Genomic DNA, 13,924 nt, shown 5'->3' with positions numbered 1-13,924 from the left:
CATTGATTAAAGTGCTACTGCATCATTAATCCACCCATCTGACCTTCGGTACCGATGGGCTTCCCGTCAGTACCGAAGGTCGGACGGAAAAAGGGGGGTAAGTAAAACTGCTCACCAGCTTTAAGCGCTATGAAATTAAGTTTCCACACAAGCCCAATCTTTTGTATGTTTAAAATGTAAACAGTTACGCTTTTTAAACCCAACGATATGGCAACTCCTGAAGAAATGGTGCAAACCATGATCAATAACCTTCCCGAAAAAACAGGCAAATCTTTAACCGAATGGCAGACTTTATTGGCTGCTACTGAGCTTCAGAAACACGGTGAAATTATGAAACTGCTGAAAGGCGAACATGGCGTTACCCACGGTTTTGCTAACCTAATTGCACAGGTATACCTAAAGCCCGAGTTGCTCGAAAACAAGGTGGCTGATAATCCAGATGAGGATTTACTGGCCGGAAAAGAGGCCATTGCGGAAGTGTACAAGAAAGCCAAAGCACTTTTCGAAAACCTAAATGGCGAAGTAGAATTTGCTTACAAGAAAACCTACATCAGCCTTCGGACCCCAAAAAAGCAGTTTGCCTTATTACAGCCCAGCACCAAAACGAGGGTTGATATTGGCCTCAATTTAAAAGGCGTTGAACCAGCAGGAATAGTAGAAGCCGCAGGCAGTTGGAACGGCATGGTTACCCACAGAATCAGGCTTTCTTCGGTGGAAGAAGTAGATGCCTCTTTGGCCACTTGGGTACAAAAAGCCTACGATGCCAACAGCTAATGAATAAGTTTCAGCCTGTTGACTTTCAGGATTTAGATGATCTTTTCTCCTTTCTTTCTGAGCATGAACTCAAAATCGTTGAGGCTTTGAGAGGCTTGGTTTATGAGTGTATTCCTCAAATCAAGGAGAAGCTTTCTTACAATGTGCCGTTTTTTCGCCTACGCAAAACCGTTTGCTTTATCTGGCCCGGAGCTGTGCCTTGGGGTGGCACTTTCGAAGGCGTGCAATTCGGATTTACTTATGGCCATTTGCTCACCGATGAAAATGGGTATTTGGCTGCTGGAAAAAGGAAGTACGTCCGCACCAAAACTTTCAAGTCTTTGAACGAAATCGACTTCGACCAATTGAGAATCTTGCTTTTTGAGGCCGCAGAAATTGACGCCCAGAAAAGGTAATTGCAAACAATTTTTTGAGGAAGGTGAGATAGAATCAATTCGCATTGATTAAACTTATAGTCGGAACCCAAAAGCAGCAAGCCATGTCGAACCAAGGTTTAATTATTGAAGAACGCAGCCGAGATATTGGCGATTTTATTGTCGGCAGACTAATTCCTTTTAGGAAAAAGCGCATGGTAGGGCCTTTTATTTTTATCGACCACATGGGGCCGGTTACGATTAAGCCCGGCCATTATATGGACGTTGGGCAGCATCCGCATATCGGCCTTTCTACACTCACTTATTTACTGGAAGGCGAAATTACTCACCGCGATACCTTGGGCACAGAACAATTGGTTACTCCAGGTTCGGTAGGTTGGATGACGGCCGGAAAAGGAATTGTGCATACCGAACGCACGCCCCAAAACAGGCGAGACGGAACTGAATTCACCGCCCACGGTTATCAAATCTGGGTCGCCCTTCCGAAGGAATTAGAGTTGATGGAACCTCAGTTTTCTTATACCCCAAAAGAGGATTTGCCTACTTGGGAAGAAAAGGGTTTGCAGTTTAAGTTAGTCGCTGGCCAAGGTTTTGGACATCAATCGCCTGTGCCCGTTCATTCCGAATTGTTTATGGTGGAAGTAAAATCTACTACCGAAGCCCTACTGAATATTGATGGTCAGCTTTCAGGGGAAATCGGAATTTGCATTGTGGAAGGGCATATTATGGCCTGCGATGAACGCGTAAACAAAGGCAATATGTTGGTGTCGAAAGAAGAAGACCTTTGCAAAATTACACTCGGAGAAAACACACATTTATTGATTTTTGGCGGGCAGCCTTTTCCAGAAGAAAGACATATCTACTGGAATTTTGTGGCCTCAGAAAAAGCCACACTTGAAGCGGCCAAAGTACGCTGGAAAGCCAAAGCCTTTGATATGGTGCCCGGTGAAACTGGTTATATTCCGTTGCCGGGTTAACAGGTAATATTTGGTTCAGATTCTTTAAATTGAATTATGCTTACCTACGATTCCCTTATTACTCGCCTTCAGGAAAAGCTTCAAGAGGAGAAACACTTGACCTGCCATAAAATCATAAGGCAGTTTATTCATCTTTTTGAGCAGTTGAAAACACGCGAAATTCCGATTGAAGCACTAGAAGAACCCATTGACAGACTTGACAAATTTCTGGAAATTGAACCCCTTCGTTTTAGTCAACTAAGACCGTTAAAGGCGAATATCTACAATATATTGAGAAAGCAATTCGAAATACTTCCTCCAAATTTCTATAAGGGTCAGTGGATGATTTTAGGTATGTTGATTTTTGGAATACCCATGGGAACAGCCCTTGGAAGCATGGCATTTATGGGAGTGGGCATTCCTATAGGACTCGCCATTGGCATTGCGAAAGACAAAAAGGCTCAGGCAGAAGGCAAAACGCTTACGGATATTTAGGCCTTCAACGCGGCTGTGATTCCATTATAAATCGTTTCTATTTCAGCAATACGAATACTGAGTTCATCAAAGGTTTCCTTGTCTGCCTTAATTTGTAAAGCCTCCAAAGCTTTCACTAAATCGGTAGCGCTGAGGTGTCGCGCTGGCGGAAGCATTTTATGGGCTTCGTTTTTAAGGCTATCTCTAATTTTAAGCTCAATTGCCATTTTCAAGTTCTCGATACTTCGGGCAGAACTCGACTTAAAAATATCAACCATTTCGTTTACAAATTCGTCATCTCCCATTTCGCGCAAACCGGAAAGGTCAAACTTTGGCACTTCGGTGACTATTTCAGCAACCGGTGATTTCTTCATTTTAGTTTTCATGGTTTCCACACGAATCATTTCTAACAATGCATTTTCGTCAAATGGCTTTCTCAATATTCGGTCAAATCCAGAGTCCAAACTCTCCTTCATTTCTTGTTCCGAAACGGTGGCAGTAAGTGCAACCATCGGAATTTGACTGTTATTTCCTTGTGTCTTTCGAATCTGCTTCACCACTTCTAAGCCACTAAGGCCGGGCATTTTCACATCCAGAATGGCAATATCGAACACTTGCGCTTGAAGTGCGGCAAGGGCTTCGGTTCCATCTTGGGTCTGCACCAACTTGATATCGTGACTCTTAAAAATGGTTTCCAAAAGCTTTAGGTTGAAGGGCTCGTCATCGGCTACCAAAACCGAAATCCCTGAAAGGTGAATCAGCTTTTCATCCTTGGCTTTCACTTCTTCTTTTAATCCTTCGCCAATGGTAAAAGGCAAAATCAAAATCATTTCTGTGCCTTTTCCAATTTCACTTTCAATCAAAAATTCTCCTTTCTGAAGTTTTACCAGCATGGCCGAAATGGCCAAACCAAGGCCAGTTCCTTTGGACTCATCGGTTACCGAGGCTTGCTCAAACTCTTCAAAAATTCTAGCTTGTTTGTCCTTCGGAATTCCCACGCCACTGTCTTTAACCGCTATTCGCAGGCTCACTTGATTAGCCGATTTAGCATGTACCGAAGCACTCAACTGAACATAACCTTTATCGGTAAACTTGATGGCGTTGTGTAATAGATTCAGAATAATTTGGCGCAGGCGATGTTCATCGCCCACCACAAACTGCGGAATGTTATCAAACTCCGTTTTTAACTTCAAGCCCTTTTCATCGGCCATTTCCTCAAAAATGCGAGCCGTTTCATGCATCAACAATTTTAGGTCGAAGGCTTCTTGGTTCAACTTTACTTTGTTGGCTTGTAGTTTCGAAAAATCGAGGATGTCGTTCAATAAATGAAGCAAGTGATCGGAAGAGCTTTTAATGATTTGTAGCTGCTCTTTTTGTTCTCCGGGTTGTGCGTTTTTCAGCAATTGGTTGGTAAAGCCCGAAATAGCATTCATTGGCGTACGAATTTCATGGCTCATATTCGCCAAGAATTTCTCTTTGGCTTCGCCCAATTCTTCTGCATTCTTTTTGGCTTCGCGAAGCACTGCTTGGTACTTTCTATTTCGGCCTACATAATTCAATTGGCTAATGAGTGTGATCAACAAAAGCGCACTGGACAATGCCGAAAAAATAACCACTTCACGATTGGTGTCGCTGGCCAAAGCCTGAATATCCTTAACGTGATCTCTACCCTCTTCGAGTTCATGAGATTCAAGCGAATTGATAACATCGATAATTTTATTCTGAAATACCTGCGATTCCTTTTCAAGCGTAGAAAGTTGATAACGTAATTCTGAGCCTTTTTCGATACTCTCTTCTTTCGCCTTGGCCAGTTCTGACATAATTTCTGATTGGAGTATTTCTGATTGGGTTGGCGCTACACTGGTATCTGCTTTTATTCTGTTCTCTTTCTTTTTCACAGCATTAGTAAGAAACCTTCCAGCTTTTTTAAAGAAGCCGTTCTTTTCAGGGGTGATGGTATCCGCCTCGGCCAATAATTGAGGCATTTTCTCCATTTTCTGAGTTAAATCTTCCAATGTGTTTTCAAGCAAATCAGAATTAATGGCCGTCAACTTGGTTTGTACTTTTGCACGCTCCTTGATCAAAAAGGAAAGCGAATCGCAAAGCTCGAGCATTTCTTCCCTTTCAAAATAGTTTGTCTCTAGGGAGTCAATCAGGTACTGGCTATTGTCTAAGGCCTCATTAAAACTCCGGATATAATCAGGGTTAGGTCTGTTTCGATAAGCATCAATTTGTGTTTCCATTTCATTCACAAAAAAGGATACATCCTTCAGGATCAATAAATTATAGTTTTGCTCTGCATTTTGCTGCAGCTCACTCACCATGTTGTTCAACCTTTGATAAGCTTTATATCCTGCCACCGAAATAATAACGGTAAGCGCGATTAAAGTCAAGTTGATCAACCAGGCCCAGCTAAGTCTATTATTAAGTTTGAAACGAGTCATCTATCGGCTAACGCTAAAAAAATAAAATATTGAAAATTACTTTCTCAATATACGCTAGATAACCTTTCAGCAGGCAATATGTTCAACTCAAAAAAAGCGAAAGGCACCCAACTGGGCACCTTTCGGTAATCAATTATTGAAATAAGTTGATAAGTAAGTTGGTTACTACTCTCGCTTGTACTTCAAAAACTGAAGTCGTTTCTCCGTCAATTGAAACTTCAACTTGAGTGGCAGAGTCAAACTCCAACTCACCTAGTAATTGGTTTTCCTTATAAGTGGCTACAATTAGCTCATAATCTCCTTCTGGCATAAAGGCCAAAGTAAAATCACCATTTAAACTACTTGCTACAGCACTGTTGATTGAATTCTCAAACCTTGAATTACCCTCTGTTGGTTCATTCATTTCAGATTCTTCAAAAGTACCTTCTAGATAAGCATACACAACTACTTTATCAGCGTCTTGCATGTTATCTTCATCCACAGTTCCTTTAATCATACCTGCGGTAGATTTAGTAATTAATCTGGCAGTTGGTCTTAAATTAAACTCACCGTTACCTTTTTTCACAAGAGCCTTTCTCAAGTCTACATCAAGAACAAGTTCAGTCATACCGTTGGCCATTACATCAAAGTCACCCATAATTTTATAGCCTGAAGTTGATCCACTTGGCACATCGATTTCATCGGTAGAACCATTGACATACTTCACATAGGCTTGATTGGTAGAAGTCAAGATTAAACGAATTTCATCGTATGCTCCTGCTTCCAATTCCGTTTCACCCAAAATATAAGTTTCACCGTTTTGGTAATCCATTAGATTGAACTCTTTTGGAGACTCAAACATGATTGAATTCTGTACTTGCCCATTGGCTATAAATTGGGCTTGGTCTACTGACAAGAAAACGCCAGTGATATTCTCTGCATCCACTGCAGCATCTGTTGCCTCCAGTCTAGCGGTTCCTGTTCCATCAAGTTCATTTGAATTGTCGTCATCGCAGCTCGCAAATATTAATGTTGGAATAATTAATAGCGTTGCGACTAATAATTTTAGATTTTTCATACCTCTCAGTTTTGTTTAGAATTTTACTGATAACCATAAGGCGAACTTGATGCCGAGCGTGCCAAAGCCTTCTCATTGGTCTATTTTGGGCTTTTTAAATAATTCAACATTGAGATTCCTTTCACTTCGAGAAAAGCTTTGTCATTTTGAAAAAGGAATCGGCCAAACTATACTTTTCGTTGGTATGCCCTCGCCTCACTGACAAACGAAACCTTCTATTTGCATACTTTTATAAAATGAGAATTGAAAGCGCAGTGGATTTTTCTATTTTTGAAGAAGCACAAAATTCAATTTCAATTTATGGCGAAGGCAAAGGCAGAAGTGAAGGAAACCCCGTTGATGAAGCAGTACAACGCCATCAAAGCCAAACACCCAGGGGCACTATTGCTTTTTAGGGTGGGTGATTTCTATGAAACCTTTGGCGAAGATGCCAGTAAGGCCAGTAAGGTGCTGGATATTGTGCTCACCAAACGTGCCAACGGTTCTGCCAGCCACATTGAATTGGCTGGTTTTCCACACCATTCTCTCGATAATTATCTGCCAAAATTGGTACGTGCGGGTAATCGTGTTGCCATTTGCGATCAGCTGGAAGATCCTAAATCGGTAAAAGGAATTGTCAAGCGCGGGGTGACTGAATTGGTAACTCCTGGCCTTTCCTTCAACGATAATGTACTAGACAAAAAGCGAAACAACTATTTGGCTTCGCTCTTCTTCGACAAAGACCAAGTCGGCATTTCCTTTCTTGACCTTTCTACCGGTGAGTTTTTAACTGCCCAAGGGTGCAAAGAATATATAGACAAACTCGTGCAGAGTTTAAACCCTTCGGAATTCATTTTCTGTAAATCGAATCGAGAGGTTTTTTACGAACGTTTTAAAGAATCGCATAACACCTATCATTTAGATGACTGGGTATTTGCCTATGATTATACTTACGAAAAACTGACCCGCCATTTTGAAACCGCCAACCTCAAAGGTTTCGGTATTGAAAGCCTGGGTTTGGGCATTATTGCTTCGGGCGCTATTCTTCATTATTTGGAAGAAACCGAACATAAGGAAGTAAAGCACATTGCTTCGATCAGCAGAATTGAAGAAGACAAATACGTTTGGCTCGATAAATTCACCATCCGAAACCTAGAATTAGTTTACCCTCAACAAGAAGGTGGTGTGCCGTTGATTAACATTCTTGATCACACCCATACTCCAATGGGCAGCCGCTTGATGAAACGCTGGATGGTGCTTCCCCTAAAGGAAAAAAGCAGAATTGAAGAGCGCCTTTCTATTGTGGATGCCTTTGCAGAAAACACGGAACTGCGTGATCAGATCTCAATTCACCTCAAGCAAATAGGTGATTTGGAGCGTTTGATTTCTAAAGTGGCTGTAGGCAGAATCAATCCGCGCGAGATGAACCAACTGCGCAAAGCCTTGGAAAACATCCGCCCTATTCAAGGTTATGCAGCCAATGCGGCACACAAATCTCTGCAAGCCCTTGCGGATCAAATGAACCCTTGCGATAAGCTGCTCGAACGTATTCAAGCCCAATTGAAGGAAGAAGCGCCTATGTTGGTGCATCAGGGTAATTTTGTACAAGATGGTGTAGACGAAGAGTTGGATGAACTTCGAAAAATATCACATTCTGGAAAAGATTACTTGCTGCAAATTCAGCAACGAGAAACAGAACGCACGGGCATTACTTCTTTAAAAATTGCCTACAATAGGGTTTTCGGTTACTATTTAGAGGTCACAAATTTGCACAAAGACAAAGTGCCTGCTGAATGGATCAGGAAACAAACTTTGGTCAATGCTGAACGCTACATTACTGAAGAGCTGAAAACCTACGAAGACAAAATCTTAACAGCCGAAGATAAAATTCAGGCCATCGAACAGCAGATTTTCCTTGACTTGGTTTCGTTTGCGGCTGAATACACTGCTCAAGTACAGCAAAATGCCAAGGTGGTGGGCATGTTAGATTGCTTGATTTCCTTCGCCACCGTGGCCGAAATAAACCACTATTGCCGCCCTCAAATCAATGAAAAAATGATCATTGATATTCAGGAAGGTCGCCATCCTGTGATTGAAAAGCAATTGCCTGTGGGCGAAAGCTATGTGCCGAATGATGTTTTTCTGGACGATCATACGCACCAAATCTTAATCATTACAGGGCCCAACATGGCGGGTAAGTCTGCGCTCCTACGTCAAACTGCTTTGATTGTATTGATGGCACAAATGGGTTGTTATGTTCCGGCCAAAGCCGCCACTTTAGGCATTACAGACAAGGTATTTACGAGAGTAGGTGCCAGCGACAACCTATCGAAAGGCGAGTCTACTTTTATGGTAGAGATGACTGAAACGGCAAGTATACTTAACAATTTGAGTGATCGAAGTTTGGTGCTGATGGACGAAATTGGCCGAGGCACCAGTACTTACGATGGAATTTCCATCGCTTGGTCCATTGTGGAATACTTGCACAACCACGACAAGTTCAAACCGAAAACCCTTTTTGCTACGCATTACCATGAACTCAATCAGTTGCAAGAAGACTTTCCAGCCATTAAGAACTTTAATGTTTCGGTAAAAGAAGTGGGCAACAAGGTGATTTTTATGCGCAAGCTCAAAGAAGGCGGTAGTGAACACAGTTTTGGTATTCATGTGGCGCAAATGGCGGGCATGCCAAACCCCGTAGTGATTCGTGCTGCGGAAATTATGCACCATTTAGAAAAGGATAAAATCCGCAACCAAACGGATGACAAGATGAAGGATTTGCCAAAGAACAACTTTCAGTTGAACCTCTTTGAAGCCGACCCTACTTTCATGGAAATCAAGGAAATTCTAGACACTTTAGACATCAACACCATTTCGCCTGTAGAAGCACTGCTAAAACTGAATGAAATTAAAGGGAAGTTGAAGAAGTAGAATTCCCAAAGACAGCTTTAACTTTACCAAGATAAATTACCTCATAACTATAGAACGAGATAGCATAACCAAACATAAAGTCTCTCGATAAACGCATCACGAAGGAAAAGCATTATCAAAAATTATAAATATCATAGTCCTGAAGGGACGATATATCATAACGGAGGACGAAGTCCTTCGGAAGGAAGTTACCAAAGGGTCACTTCAGCCCTGAAGGGGCGAAATACTAATCCCACACATATCTTTCGTCATAGTCAACTTTGTACTTGATAAGAAAGGCTCTATACTCTTCCTGAAAAGACTTGACAAGATGATGCTCATGCTGATTTTCGATATAAGTAATTACCTTATCTACTTCCGTTGGGCTGACAGAAAATGCCCCATAACCATTCTGCCAATAGAAGTTACTTAAGGTTTCATGCTGAGTTTTCATCCATTTTGAAGAACTCATTTTAAGTTCTTTAATCAATTGAGATAAGGCTATATTCTTAGAAAGCCTGCACAAAACATGTATGTGATCAGTATAACCACCAACTCTTAAAGCTGTACAGTCCAGGTCTTTGCAAGTACCTGCAATATATTGATGTAACTCCTTTTCGTAAGGCGGATGTATTTTAGTATGACGATGTTTCGTGCTAAATACAATGTGTATGTAATTTTGAGCTAACGACTGACCCATTATTTATTTACTCTAATATTCACAATAGGAATAATTTAAAGAAAATATTTCTTCTAATACATTTGAGAAGGACATATTTAAACCAAAGTATCTCGCCCCTTCAGGGCTTTAAGAGTCTAGTTCTTTTCGTGGATGGGCTATGCCCATCCTTATGATATTTCACCCCGCTGGGGCTTGATGTCTGCATAATCCAACAAGCTCGTAACTTCAACTTGATTAATGGAGATCATTCTCCCTTGGTAGAACCCTCCAGAAATTCTCATTTCGACTTTTAATGACGTGATTTACCTCTGTTGACAGAAATCAACTTTTGGAGAGTTTTCGCATATTAAAAATCGGGTTAAGGTTAATAGACCATGAGCTCCGATGTCTCGGAGTGTTGGTTGTTTAGCATTTCCGCTCCGAACAGACAGACTCTCGCGGTTTCGTTTTTCAAACTCAACCTCAGAGTGACGGTTGAGTTTAGCATTTTTCTGGAAGACCAGACAACTCATACACAAGAATGGTTTGTATATTTTCGTTATTTTTGATAAAAAGAGCCGTATGCGCAGCGCAGATATTAGGAAGGGACTACACGATTTTATCAACAAGTCAGATGACAAATCACTTGAAGCGCTGTATTCAATTGTGCAATCTGGTATAGATGAATCTGATTATACGCTGAGCCCTCAACATAAAGCTCTTCTGGAAGAAAGACTTGAAGAACATGAAAAGTACCCAAACTCTGGTTCAAGTTGGGAAGAAGTTAAAGACCGAGTGAAGCTGCTAGTTGTTTAGTATTTCCGCTCCGAACGGACAGACTCTCGCGGTTTCGTTTTTCAAACTCAACCTCAGAGTGACGGTTGAGTTTAGCATTTTTCTGAGGTTGCCTTACTTAACTTGGAAAGTTTTCAGTTGAGAAAATCAAGGCAAAGAAAAGAATCCGATGCTTCGGAGTGACGGTTGATAAACAAAAAAGCCCTCTTTCAAGGGCTTTTGTAATCTTTCTTTTGGTAAAGGCTTAGTCCTTTCCGTAAAGTGCTTTTCCTGTTTCGTAGTATTTATCACTTTCAACCCAAAAAGGAGTTTCATCGGCATTTCCGATAAGGCGCGAAGCCAAAACATAACTGCTGAAGAATTTATAGAGATAGTCATAATCTACAGTTTCAGGATTGTCGCCTGCTTTGTGGTAGTACTTCGTTACATCGCCATCGAAAGAGCGGAAACCTAAGCTATAAGTCGGTGCTGGAATTCCCTTTCGGGCAAAACTCACATTATCCGATCGGTCGAAAAGCCCTTGCTCACCTGCTGGATCGTCAATAGCGGTAAGACCATAAGCCGTGTTTGCATCTTTTATCAATTGCGGCACTACCGTAAATCTTTCTAAGCCAACTACAGTAGAAATGGTGGTGTCGTTATAACCAGCGTTGTCGCTATTCCAGCAAAACACAATTTCGTTCAATGGAATAATTGGGTTATCAGCCATCCAACGACTTCCGATCAGACCCTTCTCTTCGCCTGTATAAAGCACGAATAGCGCTGATCTTCTCATTGGGTATTTACCAATGTTCTCTGCTGCAGAAAGCACCGTTACCGTACCTATCGCATTATCGCGAGTACCGTTGTAAATAGAATCTCCAGTTTCGTCTGGCCTTCCAATGCCTACGTGATCGTAGTGTGCTGAAAACATAATGAACTCATCCTTTAATTCAGGATCAGTACCTTCAATCATAGCCAACACGTTCTTATCTTTGGTCAACTCATTGATCATTCCTTTGATTTCAATATTCGCCCTTTTGATGCTGCGCGTCATCATAAATTTTTGGGTCGAATTGTCCGCGTCCTTCAACCAAAGCTGAGGAATGATTCTTCCTTCATCACCATCAGGATCGATACTCAAGCTAGTACTTCTGAAACGAGCACCTACCTGTTCAAATGAAGTAGGAAGGTTATAGAATTCCACGATTCCTGCCGCTCCATTTTCTAAAGCCAATTGGTATTTCTCACGGCTAAATTGAAGAATTTGACGTGTGTCGGTAGCTTCTCCATCGCCAATTTTGGCAAACACGATTTTTCCTTCTACGTCCTTGCCTTCATAATCGGCTGCCAATGCGTAATTGAGAAATACGATTTCGCCTTCCACTTTTTCGCTTTGACCTTCGAGCACCAGCAGGTTTGTACCTAATTCGAAATTCTTACCTGAGAAGTTTAAAGTAGCAGACTCTGCTGGGCTTTTCTTTCTTAAAGGAACAGACTGAAAATAGCCATCGGCACCTGGCACAGGCTTCGCTCCATATGCTTTCAACTGATCAGCGATGTAATCTGCAGCGATTAAAATTTCAGGAGAACCAGTATCTCGGCCCTTCATTTCATCAGAAGCCAAATAGTAAATATGTTCCTTAATGGTTTCTTGATTTACCGTAGCATCGGTTTTTTCTTTGTCAGTTTTGGGGCTACAGGCGGTACCAATAAACAGTAACAAACCTGAAAAAAGGAGGGTCTTTTTCATATTATTTCAATTCAAAATATTTGAAAACAGGATAATCTACAGTCTTTTCGTCAATACCGTTCTTCTGGAAATACTCATCGAAGAAGTTCCAAGTCACCAACCCGTCATCAGACTGTGGCTCTAACATATAGAATATCAAGTTGGCCAAAGGCTGGGCCAAGTCTACCCAATAATCTCCTTTACCAAATTTCATTGTTGCGCTCTCATAGGCTCCTTCAATAGTCGCCATGTTGTGTTTTTCGAAAGGTCTTTGCGCTATTTCAAGTTTGGTGGCTTTAAATGCCTGACCTGTTGCTCTCACATTCTTCTCAAACTTCGTCACTTTCACACCATTCTTCATTAGGTGCTCAGCAATGTTGGCAAACTCGGCTGGAATAATGTAGCCCTTTGGTAAAATAGCTGAAACTGTTGGTGTAAAAGCACTGTAGTTGACTACATCAGGCAGCTCAACTATTTCTGGCTTTCTTATATAACGCGTTCCCGGTCTGTTGCCTTCTGTTTCATCATAAGCCACATAATTATAGGCTCTGTATGCAGGAATTTTTTTGTCCAAAGCTGTCATTTCGAATCTTACTCCTTTGCTTACTTTTCCTCCTTGTTCTTTCACCAATTGAATGGCAGCGGCTTCTGCTTGCGCATTTACCTTCAACATTTCCTTCCCATTCTTATTGGTAAACTCAAGGATTTCTCTGACAAAAGCATAAGTAGAATTAATACGCTGGTATAAACGCTCATGCGCAAAAGCTTCGCTCAAAATGGCCATTCTATTTCTTAATCCAAATTGGTTCACTAGGTACCTTGGGTGGTGGTTATAGGTGGTAATTGACTTAATCGGCCAGCCTTCTCTTTGTGGGTAGAAGTAGCCGTATGGACCTAAGTATACATTGTCTTTCTTTTTTACTTGGTCAGTTACCTCAGGAAGAATTCTATCCCAAGTAAAATCGTATGGTGCTTTTTCACCTGCCGTATGGTAGCTTGGAGCCCATGTCAGAGAGTAGCCATGCCAAACGCCATTGGTAGTGTGTAAATCAACGAATAGCGCAGGATCCCAAGGCACGATGATGTTTTGAATAAGTCCGTTGGTTTCTAAAGCTTCTTGCTTCATGCCGTCACGGTTCAAGTCCCAACCTTGGCTGGCCTCTCTAATTCCTACTTCTTTTGGGCTGTCTTCTTGCGAAGGTCTACGGCCTGCCTCCATTTTGTCGTTGGAATCGGTATTGTAAATAGGTGCAAAAAGGATGATTTGGTTATCCAAAAGATATCCCTTGTCTCCGTGAAGGATTTCGCGCAGCATTACCTGCACCGCTTCTTTTCCTTCTACTTCACCAGAGTGAATATTTCCTTGGATATAAATGATCGGTTTGCCACTAGCTTTTGCTTCGGCTGGGGTGCTCACTTTTGGATTGGCCAAAACCAACACAGGAATGTCTTTTCCTTCCAAACTCGTGCCCATCGAAATACGGCTTACCTTGTTGGTTCCTTTGCTCACGGCATCAATAAAGGCCATCACATCGGCATAAGTAGAAGTCTTCTCGTAATTCGAAAGTTCTGGGGTAGTCAATAATGATTTAGGTAAGTCTTGCGCAGTTACAGAAAAGGCAAAACAACTTAAGATCAAAAGATAAAAAAGTCTCATAATTATCAATTTAGGGTTGGTGAAATTACCAAAAACAAACTGATGTTTTTCTATTTTCAAATTGCTTTTATTTCCCTTTTATATAGGCGGTACAGCCTTTAATCGTATCCTTTTATAACTTCAATAGACCAA

General features: G+C 41.4%; 12 protein-coding genes. 6 read left to right on the top strand and 6 right to left on the bottom strand.

What is annotated here, in order from left to right; all coding sequences use genetic code 11:
* Positions 1 to 14: 14 nt before the first annotated feature.
* Positions 15 to 149, bottom strand: coding sequence for a hypothetical protein (locus tag VOI17_RS02490; RefSeq protein WP_323755652.1), 135 nt, complete (start codon positions 147 to 149; stop codon positions 15 to 17).
* A gap of 58 nt (positions 150 to 207) precedes the next feature.
* On the opposite strand from VOI17_RS02490, the gene VOI17_RS02485 reads away from it, so the two are divergent.
* The 4 genes from VOI17_RS02485 to VOI17_RS02470 are packed head-to-tail and all read left to right on the top strand — an operon-like array spanning position 208 to position 2,599.
* Positions 208 to 774, top strand: a complete 567-nt coding sequence (locus tag VOI17_RS02485) for a DUF4287 domain-containing protein (RefSeq protein ID WP_323755651.1) — start codon at positions 208 to 210, stop codon at positions 772 to 774.
* On the top strand, positions 774 to 1,169 hold the full coding sequence (locus VOI17_RS02480) for a DUF1801 domain-containing protein (RefSeq protein WP_323755650.1): 396 nt from the start codon (positions 774 to 776) through the stop codon (positions 1,167 to 1,169). Before VOI17_RS02485 ends, VOI17_RS02480 begins: the two co-directional genes overlap by 1 nt.
* A 44-nt stretch (positions 1,170 to 1,213) precedes the next feature.
* Complete coding sequence (locus tag VOI17_RS02475) at positions 1,214 to 2,125, top strand: pirin family protein (RefSeq protein ID WP_323755649.1); 912 nt, start codon at positions 1,214 to 1,216, stop codon at positions 2,123 to 2,125.
* Between the two features lie 36 nt (positions 2,126 to 2,161).
* Positions 2,162 to 2,599 (top strand): hypothetical protein, encoded by a 438-nt coding sequence (locus tag VOI17_RS02470; protein WP_323755648.1) that lies wholly within the window; start codon positions 2,162 to 2,164, stop codon positions 2,597 to 2,599.
* Here VOI17_RS02470 and VOI17_RS02465 read toward each other — a convergent pair.
* The gene (locus VOI17_RS02465) at positions 2,596 to 5,022 is read right to left on the bottom strand and encodes a response regulator (RefSeq protein ID WP_323755647.1); all 2,427 of its coding nucleotides are present in this window, start codon (positions 5,020 to 5,022) and stop codon (positions 2,596 to 2,598) included. The genes VOI17_RS02470 and VOI17_RS02465 overlap by 4 nt on opposite strands.
* A 133-nt stretch (positions 5,023 to 5,155) precedes the next feature.
* Positions 5,156 to 6,079, bottom strand: coding sequence for a DUF4382 domain-containing protein (locus VOI17_RS02460; RefSeq protein WP_323755646.1), 924 nt, complete (start codon positions 6,077 to 6,079; stop codon positions 5,156 to 5,158).
* Positions 6,080 to 6,379: 300 nt separating this feature from the next.
* Between VOI17_RS02460 and mutS the strand changes: the two genes are divergently transcribed.
* Entirely contained in the window at positions 6,380 to 8,989 is a 2,610-nt protein-coding gene (mutS, locus tag VOI17_RS02455; protein WP_323755645.1) for a DNA mismatch repair protein MutS, read from the top strand.
* Positions 8,990 to 9,215: 226 nt separating this feature from the next.
* On the opposite strand, the gene tnpA is transcribed toward mutS, so the two are convergent.
* Positions 9,216 to 9,668 carry an IS200/IS605 family transposase gene (gene tnpA, locus VOI17_RS02450; RefSeq protein WP_323755644.1) on the bottom strand — a complete coding sequence of 151 codons (453 nt, stop codon included), beginning with the start codon at positions 9,666 to 9,668 and terminating at the stop codon, positions 9,216 to 9,218.
* A 543-nt stretch (positions 9,669 to 10,211) separates the two neighbouring features.
* Between tnpA and VOI17_RS02445 the strand changes: the two genes are divergently transcribed.
* Complete coding sequence (locus VOI17_RS02445) at positions 10,212 to 10,445, top strand: addiction module protein (protein WP_323755643.1); 234 nt, start codon at positions 10,212 to 10,214, stop codon at positions 10,443 to 10,445.
* Positions 10,446 to 10,668: 223 nt separating this feature from the next.
* On the opposite strand, the gene VOI17_RS02440 is transcribed toward VOI17_RS02445, so the two are convergent.
* Positions 10,669 to 12,156, bottom strand: coding sequence for a M28 family peptidase (locus tag VOI17_RS02440; RefSeq protein WP_323755642.1), 1,488 nt, complete (start codon positions 12,154 to 12,156; stop codon positions 10,669 to 10,671).
* Position 12,157: 1 nt separating this feature from the next.
* Positions 12,158 to 13,792, bottom strand: a complete 1,635-nt coding sequence (locus VOI17_RS02435) for a M14 family metallopeptidase (protein ID WP_323755641.1) — start codon at positions 13,790 to 13,792, stop codon at positions 12,158 to 12,160.
* Between the last annotated feature and the right edge of the window lie 132 nt (positions 13,793 to 13,924).

It is taken from the genome of Roseivirga sp. (assembly GCF_034669765.1).
In the GTDB taxonomy this organism is placed as follows: domain Bacteria; phylum Bacteroidota; class Bacteroidia; order Cytophagales; family Cyclobacteriaceae; genus Roseivirga.
This window is presented reverse-complemented; position numbering and strand designations above follow the sequence as displayed.